Below are 26,172 nucleotides of genomic sequence, written 5' to 3'. Positions count from 1 at the left end.
TGAAAGCCGCGCGTCACTTGTCGGACGAGACGAGGCCACGGACGAACCAGCGTTGCAGGAAGGCCACGACGAAAAGCGGCGGCAAGATGATGATGAGGGAACCGGCCAGCGTGACGTTCCAGTCCGGCGTCCCGTCTTCGGCGGGCAAAAGCGCCCTCAGCGACATCATCACCGTCTTGTAGGAAGGGTCGGTGATCATCAGCAGCGGCCACAGATACTGGTTCCAGGCATAAACGAACATGATGGTGGTGAGCGCCAGCATGTTGGTGCGCGAGAGCGGCAGCAGCATATCGACGAAGAAACGTGCGGCGCCCGAACCGTCCATGCGGGCCGCTTCGGCCAGCTCGTCGGGGATCGTCATGAAGAACTGCCTATAGAGAAAAGTGCCGGTGGCGGTGGCCACAAGCGGCAGGGTCAGTCCGGCATAGGAGTTCAGGAGGTTCCATTCTAGCGTCAACTCGATGCCGAACAGGCCGAGAATGGAGCGGACCGGCTGGAAAAGGTCGGCGGCGACCGAATAGGTCGGGACCACGCGCACTTCGAGCGGCAGCATCAGGGTGATGAAGACCGTCCAGAAGAACAGGTGTTTCAGCGGCGAGCGGAAGAAGACGATGGCGAAGGCGGTGAAGGCGGAGAGGGCCACCTTGCCGATGGTCACCAGCGTCGCCATGATCAGGCTGTTCAAGAGGGCGTTGCCGAGATTGGCGCGTGCCCAGGCGGCCTGCGCATTGGCGAAAAATTCGCCCTGCGGCATGAAGCTGAACGGCACGCTGTTGACCTGCTGAACCGTCTGGCTGGCGCCGGAAATGACGACGAGGAAAGGGCCGATGAGCAGGAGAAAGCCCGCCACCATGATCGTATAGGTCAGGGCGTCGGCATAGGGTGTGCGCTGGATCATCGCCGCCTCACTTGTAATGGACTTGCCGCTCGACGAAGCGGAACTGAACGAAGGTGAAGACCATGATGAGGCCGATGAGGACGAGGCTCTGCGCCGAGGCGCCGGAATAGTTCAGCCCCTCGAAGGCCTCGCTGACGATGCGATAGACCATCACTTCCGTGGCGTGGTTGGGACCACCCTCGGTCGTGGAGGCGACGATGCCGAATGTATCGGCGCCGACGAAACCTTCGGTCATCATGATGACGGTCAGGAAGAACAGGGTGGGCGCAAGCAGCGGCACCTGGATGTCGATGGCGCGGCGGATCGGCCCGGAGCCGTCCATGGCAGCGGCCTCGGTCAGCGAGCGCGGCACCGATTGCAGGCCGGCGAACAGGAAGATGAAGGTGTAACCCGCCCATTTCCAGATGAAGATGACGATGATGAGGGTCAGCGCATGTTCATTATATTTGGCGGGATTCCAGATATCCGGCCACCAGGCGTTCAGGGAGGCGGCGAGACCGCGTTCCGGCGACAGGATGAAACGGAAGGCCATGCCAGCGGCGGGACCGGCGATCGCATAGGGCAGGATATAAAGCACCCGGAAGAAACCGGAGCCGGGAAGCTGGCGATCGACCGCAAGGGCCAGCACGAGGCCGATGAGAATGGCAAAAAACGGCCCGACGATGGCGAAGGTCAGGCTCGTGACAATCGATTGCCAGTAGAGCGGATCGCCGAAGGTTTCCACGAAATTGGCAAGGCCGACAAATTCCGCCGGGCCGCCGAAGGGTGGTTCGAGGGTGAATGCCCAGTTCAGCACCGCGACAACCGGCCAATAGAAGAACAGAAGGATGAGCAGGAACTGCGGCAGGGCGAAGAGCACAGGCAGCCATGTGCTTTTGAAAACGGTACGTTTTTCCATTGGAGACCGGCAATGTTCGAGATTCTAGGCGGGCCTGCCCGGAGTATGTCCGGACAGGCCTTATGACGGCAACGAAGACGGGCTTAGTTCAACTTGGCGCCTTCATAGGTCTTTTCGAAGCGGCGCAGGCCGGTATTGGAGCGCTCCACGGCCTTGTCGAGTTCGGTCTGGATATCGGCGTTCTGCATGAAGATGGCTTCGAGCGAGGTCGCGACTTCCTTACGGATCTGCGTGAAGCCGCCGAGACGGATGCCGCGGGTATATTCGGAAGGCGGCGTAAACGTCAGGCTTTCGATTGCCTTTTCGCGACCCTTATAGGGAGCCTTGTCATAAAAGCCGTTGGCCTTCATGGCGTCGAAGCCCGTCTTGGTGACCGGGATGTAGCCGGTGACCGTCGACCACCACTCAACCATGTCTGGCTGGGCGATGAAGTTCAGGAATGCGGCGGCACCCTTGTATTCGGCGTCCGGGCGACCGGCCATGACCCACAGCGAAGCGCCGCCGACCAGCGAATTGTGACGCTCGGTGCCCTTCCAGATCGGCAGCATGGCGACGTCCCACTTCACACCTTGCGGCATGGCCTTGCCGACCGTGCCGTGGCCCGCGATCGACGACATGAACATCTGGCAGGTCTGCGAGGTGAAGGCGGGAAGAATGTCCATGCCGAGCTGCTTGGTCTTGACGACGAACAGCTTCTCGTCCTGCATCTTCTTGAAGAATTTGACATGATCAACAAATTTGGTCTTGTTGATTGTCAGTTCGGCATCGAGACCCTGATAGCCATTGCCCTTGGTGGCGATCGGCTGGTTGTGGATGGCGGAGAACTGCTCCATCAGCATCCAGGTGTCGAAATTGAAGGCGAGCGGGCATTCGAAACCGGCGGTCTTCAGCTTCTTGGCAGCCTCTTCGACCTGTTCCCAGGTGTCGGGCTTGAAGGTGATGCCGGCTTTTTCGAAGGCATCGACATTGTAATAAAAGACGGCGGTGGAGGAATTATAGGGGAAGGAGTTCAGCTCGCCCGAAGCCGTGGCGTAATAATTGGCGATGCCGGGGAAATAATTGTTCCAGTCGATCTTGTAGCCGTTGTCGGCCATCAGCTTCTTGGCGGGAACGAACGCCTTGGACAACATCATGTCCAGCGTGCCGGCGTCGTAGATCTGGGTGATGGCGGGCTGCTTCTTGGCGCGATAGGCAGCGATGGTGTTCTGCAGGGTGGTTTCATATTCGTTCTGCGATGTGCAGACGATCTCGAAGTCGGCCTGGGAATCGTTGAACTTCTTGCAGGTTTCCTGAACGCGGTCGCCGAGATCGCCGGAAAGGCCGTACCAGAATTCGAACTTGGTCTTTTCTGCGTGGGCAGCCGTGGCGCCGAAGGCGGCGGCGACGGCGATGCCGGCCACGAAGGAAGTCAGAGCGGAAGATTTCATGAGTTGAGCCCCGTTGATGGAATGATGGCCTATTCGGCAAGGACATCACGTCCCCGGCACGAAGCCACGGGCTCTGCTAACAGCCGTCTTTGACGGATCGCTTACATTTTGTTGAACGTTTTATGATGACTGGCCGCGCAGGGTGTTCTGCGCGGCAGTGAACGTGACTTAAATCAAAGAAATCGGATTTTTTCTTTATTTTTCAGTATTTTGAGATTTCGTCTTCACTTCTCTACTTGCTGCTGAGTCGGTCGTTTGTGTCAACCGCGACGTGCGGCTTCGATGGCGGCGACGTCGATTTTCTTCATATCCATCATCACGTCGAAGGCGCGTTTGGCCTCCGCGCCACCGGCGGCCATGGCCTCCATCAGTACGCGCGGCGTAATCTGCCAGGAGACTCCCCATTTGTCCTTGCACCAGCCACAGGCACTTTCTTCACCGCCATTACCGACGATGGCGTTCCAGTAGCGATCGGTTTCTTCCTGATCTTCGGTCGATATCTGGAATGAGAAAGCCTCGCTTTGTTTGAAGGCCTGTCCTCCATTGAGGCCGATGCAGGAAACGCCTGCTACCGTGAATTGCACGGTCAGCACGTCACCTTTCTTGCCGGAGGGATAGTCGCTCGGCGCATGATGCACGGCCGTCACCGCGCTATCGGGAAATGTCTCGGCATAAAATCTGGCGGCCGCTTCCGCATCCTTGTCGTACCAGATACAGATCGTGTTCTTCTCCATGTGCATGATCCTCCCAAGTTGAATTCTGTCCCAGCCACCGGAAATTCAAGCGACCGATTGTCCGTCCCCTATCAGGCATAAAATGCGGCCGTGCGGAAAACGTTCCGAAAATTCCGGTCCCGCGGTCGCGCCGAAGGTCAGAGCCAGCGCCTCACCCTGCGCCGATAGGCATCATAGGCCGGGCCGAGTTCTTTGGTCAGCAAGCGCTCCTCGATGCTGACCTGCAGCACCACCGCGACAATGAGGGCGATGGCGACGGCAAGCTGAAGGACCGAGGTGAATACCAGCGTCAGTCCAACAAAAAGCATGATCTGCCCGACGAAAACAGGGTTTCTGGAAAGGCCGAAAGGTCCGGTATCGACGATGGTGCCGAGATAGCCTTCAGCGGCGCCGATGCGCCATGATTTGCCCATGTAATGCTGTGCGTAAAGTGCGATCACGCTTCCCGCCAGTACCATCGCCAGCCCAAGGGTGCGGATAACTGCGCCAGCATCACGGCGCTCCAGAAGCCAGATGCTGTATTGCGGTTCCAGCCAGAGCGTGACAAGCGGCAGAAGGGCGCCGAGGAAAAAGGCAAAGCGGAAAAGCATGGCGGGAACAGTTTGCCGCTCACGACCCTTTGCAAAAAGCCAGATCGGCTCACCCGATCGCGTCGCCAGCCGGGCCGTCAATAATAAAAATCCGCCGATATAAGCCCACACAGCAAGCACGGCTATCATGTCGATCATGTCTTCTCCCCCCCGAAAGCATTTCCGAGCCCTGCGATCTCCAGAAAAGGCAAGCCTCCGACTCGGAACGTAAATCGAGACATGACTATTGCATCGTCATGACATCGGCCAAGTGCGATTGCGCCACGTTTTGAAAATGGGTCAGGAAATTGCCGGCATTCGTCGCGCAGCCTCAATCATGATGACGAAAGTCAATATTATCCTTAAATATTATTTAATAATGCAATCATAATATTCATGAATAATTTTCGATAAGAACTTTACTTTCATCGGAGGACTGTGCGTGACTATTCTTGATCGTGGTGCCAATGCTGTCGCGGTTCTCGCCGCGCTTTCCAAATCCCAGGCCATCATAGAATTCGACCTCTCGGGAAAGATTCTGACAGCCAATGAGAGTTTCTGCCGGGCGCTCGGCTACGAGCTTGCCGAAATCGTCGGCCGACATCACAGCCTGTTCGTTGAGCCCTCCGTCGTGTCGTCACCGGATTACAAGGCCTTCTGGTCCAAGCTTGCGTCCGGCCAGTTCGATCAGCGGCAATATAAGCGCATCGGCAAGGGTGGCCGCGAAGTGTGGATCGAGGCCTCCTATAATCCGGTGTTTCGCCGTGGCAAGCCGGTGAAAGTGGTCAAGATCGCCACCGATATCACCGAACGCAAGCTGAAGGCGGCGGAAGATGCGGGCAAGATCGATGCGCTGTCGCGGGCGCAGGCCATCATCGAATTTTCCCCTGAGGGCGAGGTCCTTACCGCCAACGACAATTTCCTGGCGGCGCTGGGGTATTCGCTCAGTGAAGTGCAGGGCAGGCATCATTCCATGTTCTGCGAACCGGCCTATACACAATCGTCAGAATACAAGCAGTTCTGGCAGAGGCTTGCCGGAGGCGATCTCGTTGCGGACGAGTTCATGCGGCTTGGCAAGGGCGGCCGCAAGGTCTTCATCCAGGCCTCCTATAATCCGATCTTCGATATGAACGGCAAGGTGTTCAAGGTCGTCAAATTCGCCACTGACGTGACCGGCCGCGTCGAGAATGTCGAGAAACTGGCGCAATGCCTCAACGATCTTGCTGAAGGCGATCTTGCGCAGAGCATCGACAAGCCTTTCATTCCTTCTCTTGAAAGACTGCGCACGGATTTCAACGCGGCTTCGGAAAAGCTGAAGAAGGCCATGACGCTGGTCTCCGAAAATGCCGGTGCGATTTCCTCGGGTTCGAACGAGATACGCTCTGCTGCCGATGATCTGGCCAGACGCACCGAACAGCAGGCCGCTTCGATCGAGGAGACGGCCGCCGCTCTTGAGGAGATCACCACGGCGGTCAATGATTCCAGCCGCCGGGCGGACGAGGCCGGCAAGATCGTCGCCCGCGCTCGCGACCATGCGGAGCATTCCGGCCAGGTGGTGCGTGACGCGATCAGCGCGATGGACCAGATCGAAAAATCGTCGCGCGAGATTTCCAACATCATCGGCGTAATCGATGAGATCGCCTTCCAAACCAATCTTCTGGCGCTGAATGCGGGTGTGGAAGCGGCGCGTGCGGGGGAGGCGGGCAAGGGCTTTGCCGTCGTGGCGCAGGAAGTTCGCGAACTCGCCCAGCGTTCGGCAACCGCGGCGAAGGAAATCAAGAGCCTGATCAATGCCTCGGGCGCGCAGGTGGAAAACGGTGTCGGCCTTGTCACCAGGGCTGGTTCGGCCCTGCAGGAGATCGCCGAGCAGGTGCGCGATATCAACACCAATGTCGTCGCCATCGTTGAGGCTGCCCGCGAACAGTCCACGGCGCTTGCCGAGATCAACCAGGCGGTCAATACGGTCGATCAGGGCACCCAGCAGAATGCGGCGATGGTGGAAGAGCAGACTGCCGCAAGCCATAGCCTTGCACGGGAAGCTGCGGCGCTGTTCGAACTTCTCGGGCAATTCCGGTTCGAGGATGCGCCACGATCGACCTCCTCCTCGCGCAACCGCTTCGAGCAGCAGACCACGCCTGTAAGCGCGCGCCATAGTGCATCTCGCCCGCTTGCGGCACGCGGTTCGGCTGCGGTTGCTATCAAGCATGAGGAGTGGCAGGACTTTTAAGGCAGGCTAAGTCGCCCTCAAGTCGGTACTGAGGGCGCACATTCTCTCGACGTCATCCGCGCACTGAAGCATAGCGGTGGATGTGGGATGACAGATCGTACCAAACTCTCCAACGTCATGCTCGGGCTTGTCCCTGATATCTGCAACCGATTGATTTTATTTGACGTGATTAGATCCTCGGCACAGGGCCGAGGATGACGCCGAAGGGATGTTTACTCTTCCCAACCAGCTTCAGGCCTCTGTCAAAAACCGGACAGCAGTGGGCAGGCCCGAGGATGAAGTCGGCATGATTGGTTTGGTCTTTTTCGGTGTTCGATATCTGATGACAAGCCCGAAAGCGGGGCATATCTTCCCCATTGACGGATAATCGGCACATCACGGTTGGAGTTTTCGGGGACACTCGCTTGGCAGGAATATCAACCAGCCGCATGGCTCTCGCCTTCTGTTTGCTTTTCTCAGCCTCCGGCGCGGCGAAAGCCGAGGAGCCCGCCCAGAAAAAGACCGCCTGCGCTTATTCCCATGATGTCGCGCCGGAACTATGCATCAATGCCGGCAGTTACAATAATGACCTTTGCCGCGCCATCGAGGTTCTCGCCACCCGCCACGCCGTTCCGCCTGATTATTTCGCCCGGTTGATCTGGCGGGAAAGCCTGTTCCGGGCCAGTGCCGTCAGTCCGAAAGGAGCGGAGGGTATTGCCCAGTTCATGCCCGGCACGGCACGGCTGCGTGGTCTCGAAGACAGTTTCAACATTATCGCCGCCCTTGAGGCCTCCTCGCGCTACCTGTCGGAACTGAACGTGCAGTTCGGTAATTTCGGTCTTGCCGCCGCAGCCTATAATGCCGGCGAGGCTGGGCTGCGGAATTTCATCGCCACCGGCCGTCTGCCGACGGAAACCCGCGACTATGTGTTTGCGATCACCGGATATCCCGTGGAAAACTGGAAGGACAATCCGCCGGAAAAGGCGGCTCCGGCGCTGGATGACAACCTTTCGTTTCTTGATGCCTGCGTGCGTCTGGCCGATACCCGCACCATGAACGATCCGGTTCTCATCGCCTCGGCCGACTGGGCGCCCTGGGGTGTGCAGCTTGCCGCGCATTATAATCCTGGTGTGGCCAACCGGCTTTTCACCCGGGCGATATTGCAGCTTTCGGAACCGCTGAATGCCGAACGAGCCCTGATCGTGCGGCAGCGGGGCGGGAATTTCGGCTCGCGGCCGCGTTATGCCGCCCGCATCGGCCGTGAGACCCGCACCGAAGCCAACACGCTGTGTGGCGAGATCAGGCGGGCGGGCGTTCCCTGCACCGTGTTCCGCAACCGTTAGCAGCGGCGAGCGCCGGACCGATATTTCTTCCCTCCACAGGCACGGCGATCATAACAAGTTGATCGGCTTTGCGGCCGTGCCATCTTTCGGGGCGACATGATCGTGCATAGATTTGCCGCCAATGCTGGCCAACAGGGGTTGGCTGCAGGTGTGGGGAATGTTCTGGAAATGAAGTGGTTTGAAACCGGATGTCTCGCGGCCGTTCTGGTCGTTGTTGCGGCGTGCACCAGCACCGGGGAGATGGGGATTTCCCGCACGGTTGCGGGTTTCGTGGGGCAACCGCGCGATGCCGCAATCGCACGGCTCGGCCGCCCGAACAAGGTCATCATCGAAAACGGCGAAACCGAATCCTATTGGTTGAAGGTCGATGTGGAGACCTATGCCGGGCTCAGCAACCGGCGCGAAATCAGGACCGTGGACGGACAGGCGCGGATTTCGGAAACCGAGGGCATGAAGATCAAGGAACATCGCCGCGATTGCATCATCAAGATCACCGCGAATGCCGCCTCCACCATCAAAACGAGCGAGATCATCGGTAATCCCGCCAATTGCGCGGATATTCTCAATCGCCCGGCTTCGTGAGGCGGTCCGTCGCAACCGCCCCGGTTGCCCGATGTCTCAAAGCTCCATCTTGATGGTCAGCATATATTCGGTGCCCTTCGCCCGGTCGCGCGTGCGGGAGACTTCAAGCGTGACCTTGTCCAGCTTGTGCCCGAGGCTTTCCTTGATCGTTCCGCCCGGCGTATCCTCGCGTCGGAACGAGGTGTTGCCGTAACCGACACCCATTTTGCGGGTGATGGCGTTGTCCGTATAGGTTCTTCCGAACATGGCGGAAGCCTGGCCGCTGCGCACCGTCGTCTCGAAGCCGCGGGAATCGATATCCCGATAGGCCGAGGCGGCAATCGAATTGTCCGAGCTGCTATAGCTGCCGCTCGCACTTATTTTGGCGAGGCGATGACCGTCGTGCTCGAGAGTGACATTGCCGTCGGCCGAAGGTCCGTAACGACCGCCGCTCATACTGTCCTTATAGGTGAAGCGGAAGCGGCCGCTGCGTGCATCGACCTGATAATTATAGGAGGCGTCGCCGCTGCGGATCTGAATGCCCGGCGCCGGTTCGCTGCCGAGGATCGGTGAAACCTTGTCTGCGAACTGGAACAGCGGTTTCGTGACCTGATCGAACTCCGACTTCGACAATTCCAGCGGCTTGCCATCCGGGTCGAACTTTCCGACCGCCAGGCAGGGGCGCTGGTTGATGATGCTTTTCAGGGCAAAGACCGTGCAATTGTCGCTGGTCGTGCCGGCAATCGCGGCATGCACGGAGTTGCGCAGGGTGTAGCTGCCGCAGCAGGAGAAGGCTTCATTGTCCACGCTCGCATCGCGCGTATATCCCGTGAAAACAATGCCGCTCGCCCCGTTGCTGAGACCTACATTGGCGAAATGCGGGCCGCTTTGCAGCGGAAACAGCTTCAATTGGCCCTGGTCGGCAAGCGTTTTCGGGTTGGAAGGTGATGGAAGCGGCATTCTTCTTCTCTCCTGAAACACGGGAACGGTGTGCTTTTTTTACCATCGTAAATTGAAGTCGCAACCCTCAACTGTACCCTGTGAAATATCCCGTTCCTGTGGATGAGGCTGAGCGCTGTTGTTACTGTGAGCCTCTGCGCATATGTTGGAGTACTGAATCTTGATTTCCGGGCACGACGGACACGCGCATAATGACCTCCCAGATGGATTTTTTTGCCCCCGCGGTCGCGCGGCTTCCTCAGGCTGAAAAGGGACGAAAGCCGGGTGGTCGCGACGCGGCGCCAAAGACCGGCATGGATGACGAGGCACTTGCCGCGCATCTTGAAACCACCGGCAATTATCGTGTCCTGCGCAGGCTGCAGCCGCGTCCGGTCGTCGACAGGCCAAGGCCGGAATTTCCGCGCCAGGGCGTGATCCTCGATACGGAAACGACGGGCCTTGATTATCGCACGGATGAGATCATCGAAATCGGGGTGATCACCTTCACCTTCGATGACCAGGGTGCGATCGGTGATGTCACTGGCATCTATGGCGGGTTGCGGCAGCCGGCTATTGCCATTCCCGAAGACATCACCCGCCTGACGGGGATTACCGACGAAATGGTGACCGGACAGTCTATCGACATGGCGCGGCTGACCTCTCTCATTGCCCATGCCGATCTGATCATCGCCCATAATGCCGGCTTTGATCGTCCATTCTGCGAGGCCTTCTCGCCGATCTTCCGTAACAAAGCCTGGGCCTGTTCCGTTTCGGAAATTGACTGGCGGGTGCGTGGTTTCGAAGGCAACAAGCTTGGTTATCTGATCGGGCAATCTGGCTATTTCCATGACGGCCATCGCGCGGTGGATGATTGTTTCGCCCTGCTGGAGGTGCTGGAACAAACCCGCCCCGGCCAGGAGGCCACGCCTTTTGCCGAGCTTTATGAAGCAAGCGGGCGTTCACGGGTGCGGATTTACGCGGAAAACAGCCCTTTCGACATGAAGGATCACCTCAAGAAGCGTGGGTATCGCTGGTCCGATGGTTCCGATGGCCGGCCGAAATCCTGGTGGGTGGAACTGCCGGAAGAGAAGCTGGAAGAGGAACTGCATTTCCTGCGCACTGAAATCTACCGCTGGGATGCCGATCCGACCGTGAAACATCTCACAGCCTTCGACCGCTTCAGGGCGGGATAGGCAAGGCGGTTTCCGGCTGCCGCCGCACCAAGTGTTTCCCTACGGAGAATATCTACAATCTGGCGTCAGATTGAATACAATTTTGCCAATCGATCGAAAACAATCGCTGCAAATTTAAGCAGCTATTTGGGCTACGGGTCGAGCGCCTTAAAAACCTCTTGTTATATCAATGGCTAAGCCGATTGGCACGCCTCCTGCATGACAAAGATGTCGCAGGAGAGTGTTTATGAGCAAAGCCGTCGCAATCGACATCGCGTCCGTATCCAAGATTTACGGCACCACCACCGCCGTGCATGCGATCAGCCTCAAGATACCGGCGGGAAGTTATTGCTGCCTGCTCGGGCCATCGGGCTGCGGCAAGACCTCGACGCTCAGAATGATTGCCGGGCACGAGAGCATTTCCAGCGGCGATATCAGGCTCGGCAATGTGGTGGTTACCGATCTGCCGCCGGCGCGGCGCGGCACGGCGATGATGTTCCAGTCCTATGCCCTGTTTCCGCATCTCGATCTCGTCGACAATGTCGCCTTCAGCCTCAAGATGAAGGGTACGGACAAGGAGAGCCGGCGTGACAAGGCGCTGGAGATGCTGCGGCTGATGCAGCTCGAACCCTATGCCAGCCGGCGTCCGGCCCAGCTTTCGGGCGGGCAGCAGCAGCGTGTGGCACTGGCGCGGGCGCTGATTACCGATCCGGAGGCGCTGCTGCTGGATGAGCCGCTTTCGGCGCTCGATCCGTTTCTCAAGATCCGCATGCGCGCCGAGTTGAAGAAGCTGCAGACCTCGCTCGGCATCACCTTCGTGCACGTCACCCACAGCCAGGAAGAGGCGATGGCGCTTGCCGATATCGTCGTCGTCATGAATGACGGCCGCATCGAGCAGGCAGCCACACCGCGTGAGGTATTCGAGCGCCCGGCCACCGCTTTCGTTGCCCGTTTCATGGGGGATCATAACGTCATCTCCGGCCGCTATCGCGAAAAAACGGGTGATCTCGTGACGCTTGAAGTGGCAGGCGGCGGCACATTTATTGCCAGCGGCACGGCCCCGGATGACGGTGCGGTCGATATTGCCGTGCGCACCGACCGTGTGCGCGTCGGCGAAGCTGAGCAGCCGGGCCTCGGTTTCACCGGCATCGTCTCGAATGTCGAATATCGCGGCGCGAGCGTGAAGATCGCCGTCACCGGCGCAGGTATCGAGGATTTCAACGTCATCCTCAGCGATGCCGCCTTTTTCGAAAATCCGGTCAGGACCGGCGACGCCATACCGCTTTCATGGAATGCGGCCGATGCCATCGTGCTCGGCCGGGTAGAGAAGTGACCCCAAAAATAACCAGAGGAGAACTTTGAAATGACCGATATCACCAACAGCAAGAAGGGCCTGTCCCGCCGCGGCCTTCTGAAGGCAGGCGCGGCCGCGACAGGTGCGGCGATCGGCTCCGGCCTCATCACCGGCTTCCCGACCATCTGGGCACAGAACCCCATCACCATCCGCCAGTTCGGCACCGGCGTCTCTAACCTCAACGCCATTGCCGAAAAGTGCAAGGCCGATCTTGGCATCACGCTGGAAATGACGGCGACGGATTCGGATGCGGCCGCTCAGCGCGCCGTCACCCAGCCGAATTCCTATGATATTGCCGATATCGAATACTGGATCCTCAAGAAGGTCTATCCGGCCGGCGTCATCCAGCCGATGGAAATCAAGAAGCTGAAATATTACGACAAGATCGTGCCGCTGTTCAAAAACGGCAAGCTGAAGCCTGACAGCGTCGTTGCACAGGGCACCGCGCCGCACACGGTCGGTTACGTCGAGAAGCCCGGCGACAAGACCTTCGCCAAGGGTGAGACAGATTATTTCACCATGGTCCCGACCATCTACAATGCCGATACGCTCGGCATCCGTCCCGATCTGGTCGGCCGCGATATCAGCAGCTGGGCCGATATCATGGACCCGAAGTTCAAGGGCAAGACTTCGATCCTCAACATCCCGTCCATCGGCATCATGGATGCGGCGATGATCATGGAAGCCATGGGCAACATCAAATATGCCGACAAGGGCAACATGACGAAGGAAGAGATCGACAAGACCATCGATTTCCTCATCAAGGCCAAGAAGGACGGCCAGTTCCGCGCTTTCTGGAAGAGCTTCGATGAAAGCGTCAACCTCATGGCCTCGGGCGAAGTCATCATCCAGTCCATGTGGTCGCCGGCCGTTGCTGCCGTCCGTTCCAAGGGTATCGCCTGCAAATACCAGCCGCTGAAGGAAGGTTATCGCTCCTGGGGCGGCGGTCTTGGCCTTGCGAAGCACCTGTCCGGCGCGAAGCTCGACGCGGCCTATGAATATATCAACTGGTACACCTCCGGCTGGGTCGGCGCTTACCTCAACCGTCAGGGCTATTATTCCGCCGCCATGGAAACAGCCAAGGAACACATGTCCGCCGACGAGTGGGGTTACTGGGTGGAAGGCAAGGCCGCGCAGGGAGATATCATCGCGCCCGATGGCAAGGTCATGGAAAAGGCCGGCGCCGTGCGCGACGGCGGTTCCTTCGAGGAACGCATGGGCAAGGTCGCCTGCTGGAACTCCGTCATGGACGAAGACCGCTACATGGTCCGCCGCTGGAACGAGTTCATCGCGGCCTGATGCTTTTAGGACGACACCGGCGGCAAGCGCCGCCGGTCAATTGCAACGACAGGCCCCCACCTCTCATCCGTCATCCTCGGGCTTGACCCGAGGATCTAACGAACCACCACATCAGACGTGGTTAGATCCTCGGGTCAAGCCCGAGGATGACGACGAGGGTGTGGAGGGCTTATCGACATGCTCGCTGGCGGCGTTGCCGCCGGTACTTCTGCAAATCCAGCGAAAGGCTCCCCATGGTGACGGTCAGACTCATCGGCGTCAGCGACAAAAAGGAAAAGCCGTCCCGCAGCTTCGCCCTGCCGCCAAAGCTCGTATCCTATATGCAGGCCGCTCCGCTTTTCCTGATCCTCGGCTTTTTCCTGGCCCTGCCGATCCTCATGATCGCCGTCGTCAGCTTCTGGGATTACGACTTCGCCCAGATGTATCCAGATTTCGTCACCTTCAATTATCTGGAGACGCTGGGCTCGTGGGTCACCTGGCAGACCTATCTCAACACGCTGAAATACGCCGCCATCGTCTGGGCGATCACGCTGTTCTGCGGTTTCTGGGTGGCTTATTTCCTCGCCTTCCACATTCGCACCACCACCATGCAGATGGTGCTGTTTCTCGTCTGCACGGTGCCGTTCCTGACCTCGAACATCATCCGCATGATTTCGTGGATTCCGGTTCTCGGGCGAAACGGTCTCGTCAACAGCGCATTGATAGGCACCGGCATCATTCCTGAGCCAATCGAGTGGTTGCTCTATTCCGATTTCGCCGTGGTGCTGGCCATGGTGCATCTTTATACGCTGTTCATGGTCACGCCGATCTTCAACACGCTGATGCGTATCGACAAATCGCTGATCGAGGCGGCGCGTGACGCCGGCGCGACCGGATGGCAGACGCTCAGCAACGTCATCATCCCACTTGCCAAGCCCGGCATGGCCATCGGCAGCATTTTCGTCGTGACGCTGGTCATGGCGGATTTCTCCACCGTTCAGGTCATGTCCGGTGGCCAGAGCGCCTCGGTGGCGCTGATGATGAAGAACCAGATGTCGCTGCTGCAATATCCGGCGGCAGCCGCGAACGCCGTCATCCTGCTCATCCTCGTTCTTCTGATGGTCGCGGGCATCCTGCGCATCGTCGATATCCGCAAGGAGCTTTGATCCATGCATCAGGAAAAACGCGGCCGCGAATTCTACATTCTCGCCTTCTTCTTCGCCCTCTTCGTGCTGTTTCTCTATGGCCCGCTATCGGCCATCCTCATCCTCGCCTTTCAGGGACCGAATGGCGGGTTGACCTTTCCGCTGAACGGCGTTTCGCTGCACTGGTTCGGCAATCTCTTCGAACAGCAGGCGGTCGGCGATTTCGGCGGCTCGTTCCGCCGCTCCTTCGGGCTTGGGCTGATGGTGATGACCGTCACCGTCCTCGTTTCGCTGCTGGCAGGCCTTGCCTTCCGGCGCAAATTTATCGGTGCGACTCCACTCTTTTACCTCTCGGTCGCCAGCCTCGTGGTGCCGTCGATCATCATCTCGCTCGGCATTGGTGTTCTTTTTCAGCAGCTTGGGCTTGAACCTTCATGGTATACATCAGCTTTTGGCGCGCATCTCACCTGGGCGCTGCCTTTCGGCGTGCTCATCATGCTCGCGGTCTTCAACCGCTTCTCCCCATCCTATGAAGAAGCCGCCCGCGATCTCGGTGCGTCCTCCTGGCAGACCTTCGCCCATGTGGTGCTGCCGATGATCGCGCCGAGCCTGATCGGCGTCGGCCTTTTCGGTTTCACGCTGTCCTATGACGAGTTCGCCCGCACACTCATGACGGCGGGCACCTACAACACGCTGCCGCTGGAAATCTACGGCATGACCACCAATGTCACGACGCCGGTGCTTTATGCGCTGGGTGCCGTCACGACGCTGTTTTCCCTTCTGGTGATTGCGGCCACGCTTGGCCTGATCGTCACCCTCAACCGCCGCCATTCACGCGGATAAAGAAACGTCCAATGCGCCTCCTCGTCGTCAATCCCAACACCACCCAATCCATGACCGCAACGATCGCCGACGCCGCCATGCGGGTGGTCGGCCGGGATACGGAAATTCTCGCAGTGACCTCCTCGATGGGGCCTGTCTCCATCGAAGGTTATTATGACGAGGTTTTTGCCGTGCCCGGCCTGCTGCTCGAACTTGCCAAGGCTCCGGCGCTTGGTGTCGATGCGGCCGTCATCGCCTGTTTCGACGATACCGGCCTCGATGCGGCGCGCGCATTTTGCGATATTCCCGTCATCGGCCTCTGCGAGGCGGCGGTCTCCGCCACCGCCTTCATCGCGCAGAAATTCACCATCGTCACCACGATGGAACGGTCGCGGTTGCCGCTCGAACATCTTGTTCATCGTTATGGCATGTCCGCCCGCTGCAACGTGCGGGCCGCCGATATTCCCGTACTGTCACTTGAGGACCCCACTTCGAACGCCCGCGAAAGGCTGCGGCAGGAGATTGCGCTGGCGCTGAAGGAAGACCGGGCGGAGGCAATCGTTCTCGGCTGCGCCGGCATGGCAGACCTGACCGCCCAGCTGCGCGCCGAATTCGGCGTGCCTGTCATCGATGGTGTCGCAGCCGCCGTCAAGCAGGCAGAATCCCTTGTTTCCATGGGGCTTTCCACCGCCAAACGCGGGGCTTATGCCACTCCGGTCGCCAAGCCCTATTACGGCCTGCTGGAGGCATTCCGGCCGGACCGCATGACGGTTTGATACAGCGCTGTCATTGCTGAAAAAATATCAAAACTCTGCGACGGATTTTCGCACCTTTCCCCGTTAAAGTCGAAAATTGCGTGTAAAACGTCATTTATCGACATGTCTTGTCCGGCCTTGCAGGACCGCAACGGAGATTCGACCGAAGCATGGTGAGCGACCCCGATGCAAAGCTCGTGGCAGATGTCGCGGCCGGAGATATCAGGGCGATGCGGACACTGATTGAGGCGAAATTGCCGAGGATCATGGCCCTGGCAAGCCGCATGCTGGGTGATCCCGTCGAGGCGGAGGATGTTGCGCAGGAAACCTTTCTGCGGATATGGAAACACGCGGGAACATGGCGGCAGGGCGCTGCGCGGTTCGATACGTGGATACACCGTGTGGCGCTGAACCTGTGTTATGACCGGCTGAGGAAGCGACGTGAAATATCCGTCGCCCAGCCATCCGACCTCGCCGATGCGCGCCAGTCACCGGAGACCGGCGGCGCTGATATCGACGAGGGCGAGGCTGTCGGGCGAGCGCTCTCCCTTATTCCCGAGCGGCAAAGGGAGGCGATCATTCTGGTCTATTATCAGGAAATGTCGAACCGGGAAGCCGCCGACATCATGCATGTCAGCGTCGACGCATTGGAAAGTCTTCTGTCGCGCGGGCGCAGAGCGTTGCAGAAAATCTTGAACGAGGATGAGACATGAGCGGGTCGAGGGAAGACGGCATGGATGGGCAGGCATTTTCCGCCCTCGTTTCGGCATATGGCGCCGATCCAAGACGCTGGCCGGAGGATCGTCGCGCGAAAGCCGAGCTTTATTCCGAAACAGCCGATGGTCAGCGTCTGCTCAGCGACGCGGCGCAGTTGGACCGCGCCTTGGCTGCTTTCCGGCCCAAGGTCGCCCCCTCCGCCGCCCTTCAGGGACGAATTCTCGCAGAAGGCCGATCCCGGCTGTCGCGCCACCGGCGGTTCGTCCGTTTTGGGCTTGGCGCCGGCATGGTCGGCATCAGCCTTGCGGGTGCCCTGACCGGTGCCGTCGCCGTCATCAATCTCAACCCGCCGCCGTCCTTCTCGTTCGGCGACAATCTGACGGCATTCGGAAATCTGCAAAGTGAAAACGAGTTGGCTGAGGACGCGAAATGACCGATCAGAATTTCCGCTGGATTGTCGTTGTGCTGCTCGTCGCCAATACATTCCTTGTCTGTGCACTCACCGGGGCCGGTTTCGTCTATCTGCGCAACGATACCGCAGCTTCCACTTCAAGGATGCCGCTTGCCGGCGAGCAACTGCCCAAGGCGGAGCGGGAGGCGTTTCGCCAGGCCCTCAGCGACGCACGCAAACCCATGCGCGAAACCTCGGCCGAAGCGCGGCAGGCCCGCATCGAGGCTGCTTCGCTGATGGGCGCCGATACTCTCGACGCAAAAGCACTGTCCGACGCGCTGGAGCGCGCCCGCAAGGCTGAATACGAGGTCCGTGCCGCGGTCGAGATTCAGGCAGTGGAATCTGCCCGCACGCTTTCGCTGGATGCAAGACGGCGTCTCGCGGAAGGTCTGCTCTCCCGCGAGGCGCCGAAGCCTGCCACGAAATGATCACAATTGAACGGCGACGGATTTGCGATATCCACGCCGTTAAAGAGCCGATAACGAAACGGAGTTCGTATCGGCCATGTCAAATACGACGCCTAATTCCAGTCAAGTGGATGCCGCGCTGTGCCTCTGGCGCTTCGGTCTGGGTGCCCGGCAAGGAGACCTGCAGGCAATTGCGGATGATCCACGCGATCTCTTGCGGTCAGAAGTAACCGAACATGCTGTGCCGATCCCGGTTGGCCCGCAATTGCACTCGAGCGCCGATCTCATGGTCTCGCTCATTGCCTTTAACAAGCAGGTGAAAGCCGAGCGCGAAAAACCGGCGGTGACCGCCGTTTCCGTGGACAAGGCGATGGCGGATCCGGACAACAGGATGGATAAGGCCGGAATGGTGGCCGCGCCGACCATATCGCCACCCATGCCAAAAGACAAACCGGCCGAAATGGCCAATAAGAGACCCTATCTGCCACAGCAGATATTGCTGGCGGAGGTCGATGCGCGGTTTAATGGCACCGTCCGCCAGCCGCTGATCGGCTTTGGCGAACGCCTCGCCATGTTCTGGGCAAACCACTTCTCCGTCGCCATCGGCAAGGGCGGTGATGTGCACATGCTCGCCGGCGCCTTCGAGCGCGAAGCCATACGTCCGCATATATTCGGCAATTTCGAGGACATGCTGCTTGCCGTGGAAACCCATCCGGCCATGCTGTTCTTTCTCGATAACCAGCAATCGATCGGTCCTAACTCACCGGCCAATAAAAACGGCAAGCGCGGCCTGAATGAAAATCTGGCCCGCGAGATCATGGAACTTCACACGCTGGGCGTGGATGGCGGTTACAATCAGGCTGACGTGACCGAGCTTGCCCGCATCATCACCGGCTGGACCGTTTATCGCGACGAGAACAAGCCGGGGCCGGTCGGGCGTTTCAGTTTCAATGCCAACAGCCACGAGCCGGGTGATCACGCGGTGATGGGTATCACCTATGCCGATGCCGGCGTGGAGCAGGGGCGGCGGGCGCTGCGCGATCTCGCCCATCACCCATCCACCGCCCGTCACCTTGCCTTCAAACTGGCGCGGCACTTCGTCAGCGACCAGCCGCCTGCAGCGCTGGTGGCCAAGATCGCCGCTGCCTACACCAAATCCCACGGCGATCTCGCCGCCACCTATCTTGCCATGCTGGATGCGGAGGAAGCCTGGGATCCTGCTCTCAAGAAGTTGCGGCCACCGCTCGATTTCGTCACCGCCGTGCTTCGCAGCAGCGATGTCAAGCCGAAACCCGAGCAGATCGTTTCGGTGTTGAAGGCGCTGGGGCAACCCTTCTGGGATCCCTCCGGGCCGAACGGTTTTTCCGACGTGAGCGATAGTTGGGGTTCATCCGAGGGGCTGGCAACGCGGATCGATGCCGCGAGCCTTTTCGCCCATCAGGTCGCCGGCGGCATCGACCCCCGTGACTTTGTTGCCGATCGGTTCGGCCCGCTTCTCACGCGTGAGACCGCCCAGGCCGTCCAGCGCGCGGAAACCAAGCCGCAGGGCCTGACCATCGCTTTCCTTTCTCCCGAATTTCAGAGGCGCTAACCATGCTGTGTGAAGATTTCTCCCCCACCCGCCGCGCCGTTCTCGGTGCAACCGGCGCTCTTTTTGCCTGGGCTTTCATGCCGCGTTTTGCCCATGCGGCCTCCGGGCGCGATCCGCGTTTCGTGACGATCATCCTGCGTGGCGCGCTTGACGGGCTGACCGCCGTGCCGCCGGTCGGCGATCCCGATTACGAAGCGCTAAGGCAGCAATTGACGCTGCGAACCGAAGGAGAAAACCCGGCACTGGCGCTGGATGGCTATTTCGCGCTGCATCCTTCGCTGCGCAATTTCCAGCGGCTTTATCGCAAGGGTGAGGCTGCCGTGGTGCATGCCAGTGCCACCGGTTATCGCGACCGATCACACTTTGACGGACAGGATGTTCTCGAATCCGGTTTTGCGACACCCGGCCATGTCGAGAGCGGCTGGCTCAACCGGCTGCTGGAGCAGATGCCGGCGGGAGAAACGATCAATCCCGCTGCCGGCGACCGGGTGAGCGGGCTTGCCATCGGGGCCAGCGCACCGCTCGTCATTCGCGGCAAGGCGCCGATCCTTGGATGGGCGCCATCCGTGCTGCGACCCGCCGATGGTGACCTGGCACCCCGGCTTGCCGATCTCTATGGCCAGACGGACCCCATGCTCGCCGCCCTGCTGGCGGAAGGCGTGGAGACCGGCAGGATCGCCTCGGGCGTCGACATCAAGGCGCGCGGCGGCCCCGGCGATCCGCAGGGAATGGAGCAGATGGCGCGCGGCGCCGCACGGCTGATTGCCCATCCGGAGGGTCCCCGCGTGGCGGCGCTCGCCTTCGAGGGCTGGGATACCCATGCGCAGGAGGTCGATCGCCTCGCCAAGCTTTTGTCCGGTCTCGATAATGCCCTTGCGGCCTTCGAACAGGAACTGGGGCCGGTGTGGAAGGATACGGTGATCCTTGTCGCGACGGAATTTGGCCGCACCGCGCGCATCAACGGCACTGAAGGCACCGACCACGGCACCGCCACCACCGCCTTTCTGGCCGGTGGCAGCATCCGCGGCGGCCGTGTCATCGCCGACTGGCCGGGCCTTAAGGAAGCGCAGCTGCGTGACGGCCGCGACCTTGCCGCGACCACCGATCTGCGCGCCGTGATCAAAGGGCTCGCCATCGATCATCTCGGCGCAAGTGCCGGAGCGCTGGACAAGCTTGTGTTTCCCGGATCGGACCTTATCCGTCCCCTGAAGGGCCTTATCGTCTGAGGTCCCCCTCATGTTGCTGTTGCAACAGGCGCCGTGGGCCTTGCGGCCTACAGCGCCATTCCGGGGGTGTCGGGACCACTCGTCATCTCCAACCATAAAACGACGAATGCCAGCTGATAGGCGAGATCGCGCTGCACATTCTGAAATGTCAGATCGCTCAGGACGACCCGCGCGCCGTCTCTTTTCAAGAAGTTCAACCGCTCGGCTCGGGCCAGCAACGCCGTGATATGGGCGCGGCTGACCCCATAGGCGTGCGCCGTCGCCTTGCGGGAGAATTCGCAGCCCGTCGCACCGCATGTGCCTCTTCGGGCAGCGAGCAGCAGGTCCAGTAGCAATGGAAAGCCGGGCGCATGCCCCAGAAACATTCGTATTTCCTCCGAAGAGGCAGGCAATTCCTGTGCATTCCCCAGAAACCAGCTGACCCCGCCTCTCATCATATTCGTTACCGTGGATTTTTCCTCCGGCATTTCCCCTGTCGCGGTGATCCGCCATGGCGAGGCCGCAACCAGATAGGTTTCGGTAAGCCTCTCGACGGCGGCAATCAGCCAGCCGTTTAGCGACCATGGCCGCTCGCGATAGTCACGACCGGGCGGATGGCGGGCGGCGGCGTGTTCCAGTTCCAGCCAGTCGATCAAGGCGCGTGTCCTGCGGCTGGATATCCAGCCGGCCGGAACCACGACAGCCTGAACCGCCGCCAGTGTGAATTGCGCGCCGGACGGCGATCCGAGGCTCGCGGCACACATCACGGTCGCGAAGGCGCCGAAGTCGCCGAGGGCGCGAACCAGTCGTTGCTCCTGTTTGAAGACAGCCGGTATATTCGTGCAGAGATAAGTGACGGCATCGTCAAAGGCGTCATCCTTCAGAATCCGGTCCGCAACGAGGCCCAGCCTCTCCCGAAGCTCGTCCGGTCGAAGCCGGGTAAAGTCCCTTTTCGGGAAAGCTTTTGGAAGCTTGGTGACTGCTTTTCCGGATACCTCTCTCCCCTGGCTTCTCGGTCTTCGCTACTTTGCGGTGAAGTCCAAAGCGTGAGTTCCGTTCGCTGTCGACGGCCGCTGCGGGCGGGCGTGGCAGCAGAAAGGTTCCGGTGTGGAAGATGCGTGCAATTTGTTGCACTCCCCCGACATCCTGTTGAGCGGTATTAAAAAACACTCTCATAAATTGAGTATTAAGCGGCGCCTTAAAATATGTGCCCTTTTGAGACGGTTTGCGGGAGCGGCGCTAACAATAGTGTTATCGTCTGTTTTCATTGCAATATTTTATGAAGATTCGGACTTTGAGTTCGCCGCTGGCTTGTCTGGAATACAATCTTTGAGGGTCGCTTTTCGGCGCTTGGAGATCGGCGAAGCACGGAGCCGAAACCATCTGACACATGAAGATGACTGCCATGTCTGTGGGCCTGCCGGCGGCGATGCCGCGCGGTGCTCAGAGCTCCATCATGCATTTTGTCCATCCCCAATTCTCCAAAGGAGGCTGAAACAATGCAACTTCGACATGTTATTTTTGCGGGCCTTGCCGCTATCGCGATGCAGGGTGATCTCCCTTCACTGGGCTGGTCGTCCCCTGCCAACGCCGCCACCCTTACTGCCGAACAGACGGCGGCTTTCCAGTCGAAACTTGAACAGGCGGAAGCAAGCCGAGAGGTGCTCGGTCGCCGCTCCGTATGCCTGATGGAGCATCTGACGACGCAGCAGCAGATCAGCGCCGACCACGAGAAGGCACTCGGCCAGGCAAAGTACCTGCAGATTGAGCTGGAGCGGCAGGTGGTGCAGTCCGAAACCAGCGTGAAGGGCTATGAGGATCTCGTTCAATCCGAGGGCGAGAACGTCAGGGCGCGTCAGGCCACCTTCGAAAAAGCCCGAAGCGAAATGGACGAACAGGCCAAGAGAGTAAGAATTTGCAGCGGTGTCCTCTTCTTCCTGCCGGGAATTTGCCAGGCCGGTGACGCCGCGGTCAAGGCGCTGGGCTGGATGAACGACGCGGAGAGGGAATACCGCATCGCGCAACCGCGGCTGGACAATGCCCGGGCGGCTCTTGAAGGCGTTCGCAACCAGCTTGAAAACAATCGCCGCCAGCTTGCGGCGGCACAGCAGAGCCACGCGGAAAACGAGAGAGCAGTGAAAAATCTGGAAGAGCAGATCACCAGGCTCAAAGCGGCGATTTCCACCATCAACGTCAAGGTCCAGGATTTCAACGTTCAGGTGGGTAACTTCACCAATGCCCTCAAGGAAGCAAGCGACGTCAATCCCGATGACGCGAAAATACGTCAGGTCAACCGGCTCTCCGCCGAGATCGAGGGCCTGACGAAGGACGTGCCACAGTTCATCTCCTCCACCGAGGCCGGGCTGCCGGATGACGCCAGGAAACAATGCGGATCGTGAACGATCACGCCATGACCCTCCGTAACCACCCTTCACCCTTCAACAGGAGCCTGAAAATGAACAATGTCGTCACTCTCGAAAGCCGGGAAACCAAACTCAACAGTGCGATCGATGCCGATGTCGAGGCGATCGTTTCGAAGCCGGAATTCAGCCTTCCCAAGGCCGACACGGCGCTGGTCCGCACCTATGTCGACAAGATCCAGGGAACATACGATGTCGAGCGCGCCAAGCGCGACACCGACAATGCGATCGACCTGCTCTACATCGCCTATAACACCACGCCGCAGGAGGAAGGCAAAATTCGCGGCCGCATCAGCGCCATCATGGACAGCTTGATAACGGCGCAGCAGAACAGTGAAATCACCATGAAACATGCGATGGATATTGCCGGTCGTATCCGTCTTTCAGTCGACGACCTCTTCCCGGACTGGCTGGACGTCCGGGAGGGAAATGACCAGGGCGAGATCAAGGCCTTCGTCTCCAACGACTTGATAAAGCTCGCGAAAAATATCCGCGATAAGGCGTTGGAAGTGCGGAATGATCTCCTTGAGGTCGCCTCCACCTATGATGGCATCATCAAGGCAACGGCACAGATCACCGATGCGAGCGAAATGGTCCTGAGCAAGCGTCTCGAGGACAAGGCGACGATGGAGCGGGAAATCCGGGAGGCTGACGCGCGGCGTCAACAGCTGGAATCGCTTGTGAACGATCTGAAGGTGCAGGTCGCGGAGTTCGAAAAGAAGGCCCGTGAATATGAAAAGCGGGCCAATACGGCGGAAGAGCGTGCCTTCATCATGTCGATCGTCCGGGTTGGCGCACAGATGATTTCAAGCGCTATTCCCGCCATCGCCATGGTGGCGGGCGGTCCGGCCTCCATGCTGGCCTCGTCGGTCGGCGGCGCGCTTTCGGGACAGCCCAAGGGCGGCCAGGATGCCGACGGGCAGGGGCAGGGCAGCGGCTCCCGCGCGCCCACGGACGGCGGCAGCAAGGCAGATGCCGCCGCCACGCAGAGCAAGCTTTCCGAGCAGAAGGCCGAACTGCGCAAGAGCGAGGAAAAACGCGACACCCTGAAAATGGATATAAAGGCGCTGGAGGACAGCAGGTCGACACTTGCGAAAGACGCCGAGGGTGCTGATCCGAAATCGAGCAAGGCCGTGGAGCTAGCCGAGCTCGATAAACGTCTGACCGCGCGCGCTTCGGAACTGAAAGCGCAGGAGGACAAGATTGCAAGTCAGCAGACCCTGATTTCCAGCCTGCAGGCTTCGCTCGACGCCCTCGACAAGGGGCTCGGCAAACTCACCGACGAGCAGCAGCAACAGGCCGCAAGCCTGCGCGAAATGCAGATGAAGATGATCGACAAGGCGGAATCCTATGAGAACGAACGCCGCACCCAGGCCGCCGAACTCATAAAGATCAACGCTCTGCTCAAGGGAAAGCAGGCTGAAGACGACAAGATCAAGCTTGCGGTCCAATCCCTTAACGTCAGCATTACGGCGCTGAAACGCATGAAGGAAATCATTGAGGAAATAGCATTTTTCTTCAAGAGCTTCGCCGATTTCATGCAGGCGGTGGCCGACGATGCCCAGCACCAGATCAACGCGATCGACAATGTGGCCGAGCTGGAGGTCATTCGCAAGAACCGCCTGGCCCAGCTCGTTCGCTCCGTCAACGAGTTCTTCGTCAGGCAGACCGCCCAGTGGTATGCGGTCGTGACCGTCAGCGACAGGTTCAACCGCAGCTTTGCGGACGGATGGTCAAAGCTCAACAAGCTGCAGGGGAAATATCTCACCGGCACTGAACTGACGAACTATATGGCAGAAGCCTCGGAAAAGGTATCGGCCATCGTCGCGGAACGCGAGGCCGCTGCGGACGCAAAAATCGCGTCGCTGCAGGCCTATCGCCAGGATCTGAACAAAACCGCCTGATCCGCTCCGAGACTGCCGCTCCTGCTCCGGCCCGGCAGGAAGCGTCTCCATGATCCCAGCCGCAGCCGTCCCCCAAAGGGCTTGGATCATGGGCAGTGTCCTGTCGGCAACTATGCCGGCAGGACGGCCGAACCACCCAGACGTCAACATTCATCCGATGCCAACCAAGGACCGGCCCCGGACGCCATCGAAGCGCAACCCGGACCGCGTCATTTCCAGGAAGGAGAAGACCAATGCCAACAGTCAATAACCCTCCCGCGTTGATCGCCCAGGAGACGCCATCCTGGTGCTTCGCCGCCGTGGAGCAGATGGTGCGGGCCTATCGTGGGCTTGCAGCCGCCACGCAATATGCCATCGCAAGGCGCAACACCGCAGCCCTTGCGACGGTCGATCCGCAGGTTCAGGAGCGCTGGGAGCTGGCGCAGATTTTGGATCAATCCGGTGATGTCGACGAGATGGGCGGCGCCAATCCGCACAGCGAGGTCGTCAAGCTGGTGTCCAGCCAGTGGAACGCTTTCGACCACGGGACGACGGGCGGCCAGTTCGTCCCCGCTCTGACGGTCGATATCGTGCGGCGCGAGATCGACAACAACCGGGTTTTCGTGATCGGTACGAATATCCATTATTACCTCGTCTACGGTTACACGGAGGAAGGAAAAGGCCTCCAGCTTCACATCCGCGATCCGTGGCCGGCTGGACGGGGCGGCACCAAGACGCGGATAGGCCTGCAGGAGTTCCTGGCAACGCCCGCCCATACGGCCGTCATCTTCGCCTGAGCCGGCGCACAATCAACCCTCAATAAACGCCAACCCATCCCGCTCGTCAAAGTCCGGGAGCAAGTGGCCCATGTCCAAAGGAGACACACATGCCAATTCTCAGCAATTTCGTGGTCAAGCATATCCGGCCTTTCGGTGAAGCGGGCTACAATGCGTTCGGCAATGCCCAGACCATCGAATTCCTCTCGAGCCTCGGGCTTAGTACGGCGGAGATCACCAATATCTTCGCCGCGTGGCGCCAGGCGGCACTGGCTGATCCCGTGGGTCAGAGCAATCTTCTCGTCGAGGCGGCGAATGCCTTGGCGCAGGCGCGCTGGCAGAACCTCTATGAGACCCAGATGAGCACGGTGCTCTTCCTCGACGATGTCCAGCTTGACTCCCTCAGCCATCTGACGCCGGGTGCGAACCGCAATTTTTCGTGGAGATCGCCGACCCCCATCGCCGCTGCGGTAACCATTCACAACGGCAGCAACCGCCATCACATCATCTGGGAAGCAACGGGTTTCTCCGGCGGCACGGATGAAAATGGCTGGATTTCGCACTTCACCGCATTGTTGCCGACCGAGCGATAGGCCCTTTGCCGGATAATTATCGAGCGAC

25 protein-coding genes are annotated in these 26,172 nt (G+C 59.6%); 18 read left to right on the top strand and 7 right to left on the bottom strand.

All coding sequences use genetic code 11. The annotated features are described in order from the left end of the window. Positions 1-13 precede the first annotated feature (13 nt). From O8B93_RS10150 to O8B93_RS10130, 5 genes are all read right to left on the bottom strand, one after another. A complete protein-coding gene (locus O8B93_RS10150) occupies positions 14-898 on the bottom strand; it encodes an ABC transporter permease subunit (RefSeq protein WP_269709684.1) in 885 nt (294 codons plus the stop codon). A 7-nt stretch (positions 899-905) separates the two neighbouring features. Further along, positions 906-1,796 carry a carbohydrate ABC transporter permease gene (locus O8B93_RS10145; RefSeq protein ID WP_269709682.1) on the bottom strand — a complete coding sequence of 297 codons (891 nt, stop codon included), beginning with the start codon at positions 1,794-1,796 and terminating at the stop codon, positions 906-908. Between the two features lie 83 nt (positions 1,797-1,879). Beyond that, the gene (locus O8B93_RS10140) at positions 1,880-3,223 is read right to left on the bottom strand and encodes an extracellular solute-binding protein (protein WP_269709681.1); all 1,344 of its coding nucleotides are present in this window, start codon (positions 3,221-3,223) and stop codon (positions 1,880-1,882) included. Positions 3,224-3,483: 260 nt separating this feature from the next. Next, positions 3,484-3,957 (bottom strand): VOC family protein, encoded by a 474-nt coding sequence (locus tag O8B93_RS10135; RefSeq protein WP_269709679.1) that lies wholly within the window; start codon positions 3,955-3,957, stop codon positions 3,484-3,486. Between the two features lie 137 nt (positions 3,958-4,094). Next, positions 4,095-4,685, bottom strand: a complete 591-nt coding sequence (locus O8B93_RS10130) for a methyltransferase family protein (protein ID WP_269709678.1) — start codon at positions 4,683-4,685, stop codon at positions 4,095-4,097. A gap of 283 nt (positions 4,686-4,968) precedes the next feature. On the opposite strand from O8B93_RS10130, the gene O8B93_RS10125 reads away from it, so the two are divergent. From O8B93_RS10125 to O8B93_RS10115, 3 genes are all read left to right on the top strand, one after another. After that, positions 4,969-6,753, top strand: a complete 1,785-nt coding sequence (locus O8B93_RS10125) for a methyl-accepting chemotaxis protein (RefSeq protein ID WP_269709677.1) — start codon at positions 4,969-4,971, stop codon at positions 6,751-6,753. A 428-nt stretch (positions 6,754-7,181) separates the two neighbouring features. After that, complete coding sequence (locus O8B93_RS10120) at positions 7,182-8,075, top strand: lytic transglycosylase domain-containing protein (protein ID WP_269709915.1); 894 nt, start codon at positions 7,182-7,184, stop codon at positions 8,073-8,075. A 168-nt stretch (positions 8,076-8,243) separates the two neighbouring features. After that, a complete protein-coding gene (locus O8B93_RS10115; RefSeq protein WP_269709913.1) occupies positions 8,244-8,657 on the top strand; it encodes a hypothetical protein in 414 nt (137 codons plus the stop codon). 36 nt (positions 8,658-8,693) lie between these two features. Here the strand turns inward: O8B93_RS10115 and O8B93_RS10110 are convergent, their stop codons facing one another. Further along, complete coding sequence (locus O8B93_RS10110; protein ID WP_269709676.1) at positions 8,694-9,596, bottom strand: hypothetical protein; 903 nt, start codon at positions 9,594-9,596, stop codon at positions 8,694-8,696. Between the two features lie 191 nt (positions 9,597-9,787). Here O8B93_RS10110 and O8B93_RS10105 point away from each other — a divergent pair, with 191 nt between their 5' ends. The 11 genes from O8B93_RS10105 to O8B93_RS10055 all read left to right on the top strand — a co-directional run bounded on the left by O8B93_RS10105 (position 9,788) and on the right by O8B93_RS10055 (position 20,493). Then, a complete protein-coding gene (locus tag O8B93_RS10105) occupies positions 9,788-10,768 on the top strand; it encodes a 3'-5' exonuclease (RefSeq protein WP_269709675.1) in 981 nt (326 codons plus the stop codon). 226 nt (positions 10,769-10,994) lie between these two features. Then, positions 10,995-12,080: an ABC transporter ATP-binding protein gene (locus O8B93_RS10100; protein WP_269709674.1), complete on the top strand. Its 1,086-nt coding sequence runs from the start codon at positions 10,995-10,997 to the stop codon at positions 12,078-12,080. 30 nt (positions 12,081-12,110) lie between these two features. Next, positions 12,111-13,400, top strand: a complete 1,290-nt coding sequence (locus O8B93_RS10095; protein ID WP_269709673.1) for an ABC transporter substrate-binding protein — start codon at positions 12,111-12,113, stop codon at positions 13,398-13,400. Positions 13,401-13,633: 233 nt separating this feature from the next. Continuing rightward, positions 13,634-14,545: an ABC transporter permease gene (locus tag O8B93_RS10090; protein ID WP_269709672.1), complete on the top strand. Its 912-nt coding sequence runs from the start codon at positions 13,634-13,636 to the stop codon at positions 14,543-14,545. A 3-nt stretch (positions 14,546-14,548) separates the two neighbouring features. Next, entirely contained in the window at positions 14,549-15,367 is an 819-nt protein-coding gene (locus tag O8B93_RS10085; protein WP_269709671.1) for an ABC transporter permease, read from the top strand. A gap of 11 nt (positions 15,368-15,378) precedes the next feature. Next, positions 15,379-16,122: an aspartate/glutamate racemase family protein gene (locus tag O8B93_RS10080; RefSeq protein WP_269709670.1), complete on the top strand. Its 744-nt coding sequence runs from the start codon at positions 15,379-15,381 to the stop codon at positions 16,120-16,122. Positions 16,123-16,271: 149 nt separating this feature from the next. After that, a complete protein-coding gene (locus O8B93_RS10075; protein WP_269709669.1) occupies positions 16,272-16,814 on the top strand; it encodes an RNA polymerase sigma factor in 543 nt (180 codons plus the stop codon). Further along, positions 16,811-17,251, top strand: coding sequence for a hypothetical protein (locus O8B93_RS10070; RefSeq protein ID WP_269709668.1), 441 nt, complete (start codon positions 16,811-16,813; stop codon positions 17,249-17,251). Before O8B93_RS10075 ends, O8B93_RS10070 begins: the two co-directional genes overlap by 4 nt. Further along, positions 17,248-17,697, top strand: coding sequence for a periplasmic heavy metal sensor (locus O8B93_RS10065; RefSeq protein WP_269709667.1), 450 nt, complete (start codon positions 17,248-17,250; stop codon positions 17,695-17,697). Before O8B93_RS10070 ends, O8B93_RS10065 begins: the two co-directional genes overlap by 4 nt. A 76-nt stretch (positions 17,698-17,773) precedes the next feature. Continuing rightward, positions 17,774-19,267: a DUF1800 domain-containing protein gene (locus O8B93_RS10060; protein WP_269709666.1), complete on the top strand. Its 1,494-nt coding sequence runs from the start codon at positions 17,774-17,776 to the stop codon at positions 19,265-19,267. Positions 19,268-19,269: 2 nt separating this feature from the next. After that, positions 19,270-20,493: a DUF1501 domain-containing protein gene (locus tag O8B93_RS10055; protein ID WP_269709665.1), complete on the top strand. Its 1,224-nt coding sequence runs from the start codon at positions 19,270-19,272 to the stop codon at positions 20,491-20,493. Positions 20,494-20,540: 47 nt separating this feature from the next. Here the strand turns inward: O8B93_RS10055 and O8B93_RS10050 are convergent, their stop codons facing one another. Then, positions 20,541-21,236 carry a hypothetical protein gene (locus tag O8B93_RS10050; RefSeq protein WP_269709664.1) on the bottom strand — a complete coding sequence of 232 codons (696 nt, stop codon included), beginning with the start codon at positions 21,234-21,236 and terminating at the stop codon, positions 20,541-20,543. A 735-nt stretch (positions 21,237-21,971) separates the two neighbouring features. On the opposite strand from O8B93_RS10050, the gene O8B93_RS10045 reads away from it, so the two are divergent. The 4 genes from O8B93_RS10045 to O8B93_RS10030 all read left to right on the top strand — a co-directional run bounded on the left by O8B93_RS10045 (position 21,972) and on the right by O8B93_RS10030 (position 26,144). Beyond that, positions 21,972-22,871: a hypothetical protein gene (locus tag O8B93_RS10045; RefSeq protein ID WP_269709663.1), complete on the top strand. Its 900-nt coding sequence runs from the start codon at positions 21,972-21,974 to the stop codon at positions 22,869-22,871. A 56-nt stretch (positions 22,872-22,927) separates the two neighbouring features. Then, positions 22,928-24,796, top strand: coding sequence for a tyrosyl-tRNA deacylase (locus O8B93_RS10040; RefSeq protein WP_269709662.1), 1,869 nt, complete (start codon positions 22,928-22,930; stop codon positions 24,794-24,796). 233 nt (positions 24,797-25,029) lie between these two features. After that, positions 25,030-25,572, top strand: coding sequence for a hypothetical protein (locus O8B93_RS10035; RefSeq protein ID WP_269709661.1), 543 nt, complete (start codon positions 25,030-25,032; stop codon positions 25,570-25,572). A gap of 89 nt (positions 25,573-25,661) precedes the next feature. Continuing rightward, positions 25,662-26,144 carry a hypothetical protein gene (locus O8B93_RS10030; protein WP_269709660.1) on the top strand — a complete coding sequence of 161 codons (483 nt, stop codon included), beginning with the start codon at positions 25,662-25,664 and terminating at the stop codon, positions 26,142-26,144. Positions 26,145-26,172: the final 28 nt, after the last annotated feature.

The sequence above is a fragment of the Martinezella rhizogenes genome (assembly GCF_027460065.1).
GTDB classification, from domain to species: domain Bacteria; phylum Pseudomonadota; class Alphaproteobacteria; order Rhizobiales; family Rhizobiaceae; genus Agrobacterium; species Agrobacterium rhizogenes_C.
Note: the sequence above shows the minus strand (reverse complement) of the source record. Positions and strands in the feature narration are given on the sequence as shown.

Bases quoted from the DNA above. Each gene is read 5' to 3' on its own strand.
- O8B93_RS10145 (WP_269709682.1), bottom strand. From the start codon at position 1,796: ATGGAAAAACGTACCGTTTTCAAAAGCACATGGCTGCCTGTGCTCTTC.
- O8B93_RS10055 (WP_269709665.1), top strand. From the start codon at position 19,270: ATGCTGTGTGAAGATTTCTCCCCCACCCGCCGCGCCGTTCTCGGTGCA.
- O8B93_RS10050 (WP_269709664.1), bottom strand. From the start codon at position 21,236: ATGTGTGCCGCGAGCCTCGGATCGCCGTCCGGCGCGCAATTCACACTG.
- O8B93_RS10100 (WP_269709674.1), top strand. From the start codon at position 10,995: ATGAGCAAAGCCGTCGCAATCGACATCGCGTCCGTATCCAAGATTTAC.
- O8B93_RS10075 (WP_269709669.1), top strand. From the start codon at position 16,272: ATGGTGAGCGACCCCGATGCAAAGCTCGTGGCAGATGTCGCGGCCGGA.
- O8B93_RS10045 (WP_269709663.1), top strand. From the start codon at position 21,972: ATGCAACTTCGACATGTTATTTTTGCGGGCCTTGCCGCTATCGCGATG.
- O8B93_RS10095 (WP_269709673.1), top strand. From the start codon at position 12,111: ATGACCGATATCACCAACAGCAAGAAGGGCCTGTCCCGCCGCGGCCTT.
- O8B93_RS10140 (WP_269709681.1), bottom strand. From the start codon at position 3,223: ATGAAATCTTCCGCTCTGACTTCCTTCGTGGCCGGCATCGCCGTCGCC.
- O8B93_RS10065 (WP_269709667.1), top strand. From the start codon at position 17,248: ATGACCGATCAGAATTTCCGCTGGATTGTCGTTGTGCTGCTCGTCGCC.
- O8B93_RS10115 (WP_269709913.1), top strand. From the start codon at position 8,244: ATGAAGTGGTTTGAAACCGGATGTCTCGCGGCCGTTCTGGTCGTTGTT.
- O8B93_RS10085 (WP_269709671.1), top strand. From the start codon at position 14,549: ATGCATCAGGAAAAACGCGGCCGCGAATTCTACATTCTCGCCTTCTTC.
- O8B93_RS10040 (WP_269709662.1), top strand. From the start codon at position 22,928: ATGAACAATGTCGTCACTCTCGAAAGCCGGGAAACCAAACTCAACAGT.
- O8B93_RS10080 (WP_269709670.1), top strand. From the start codon at position 15,379: ATGCGCCTCCTCGTCGTCAATCCCAACACCACCCAATCCATGACCGCA.
- O8B93_RS10030 (WP_269709660.1), top strand. From the start codon at position 25,662: ATGCCAATTCTCAGCAATTTCGTGGTCAAGCATATCCGGCCTTTCGGT.
- O8B93_RS10060 (WP_269709666.1), top strand. From the start codon at position 17,774: ATGTCAAATACGACGCCTAATTCCAGTCAAGTGGATGCCGCGCTGTGC.
- O8B93_RS10070 (WP_269709668.1), top strand. From the start codon at position 16,811: ATGAGCGGGTCGAGGGAAGACGGCATGGATGGGCAGGCATTTTCCGCC.
- O8B93_RS10090 (WP_269709672.1), top strand. From the start codon at position 13,634: ATGGTGACGGTCAGACTCATCGGCGTCAGCGACAAAAAGGAAAAGCCG.
- O8B93_RS10035 (WP_269709661.1), top strand. From the start codon at position 25,030: ATGCCAACAGTCAATAACCCTCCCGCGTTGATCGCCCAGGAGACGCCA.
- O8B93_RS10150 (WP_269709684.1), bottom strand. From the start codon at position 898: ATGATCCAGCGCACACCCTATGCCGACGCCCTGACCTATACGATCATG.
- O8B93_RS10120 (WP_269709915.1), top strand. From the start codon at position 7,182: ATGGCTCTCGCCTTCTGTTTGCTTTTCTCAGCCTCCGGCGCGGCGAAA.
- O8B93_RS10105 (WP_269709675.1), top strand. From the start codon at position 9,788: ATGACCTCCCAGATGGATTTTTTTGCCCCCGCGGTCGCGCGGCTTCCT.
- O8B93_RS10110 (WP_269709676.1), bottom strand. From the start codon at position 9,596: ATGCCGCTTCCATCACCTTCCAACCCGAAAACGCTTGCCGACCAGGGC.
- O8B93_RS10135 (WP_269709679.1), bottom strand. From the start codon at position 3,957: ATGGAGAAGAACACGATCTGTATCTGGTACGACAAGGATGCGGAAGCG.
- O8B93_RS10130 (WP_269709678.1), bottom strand. From the start codon at position 4,685: ATGATCGACATGATAGCCGTGCTTGCTGTGTGGGCTTATATCGGCGGA.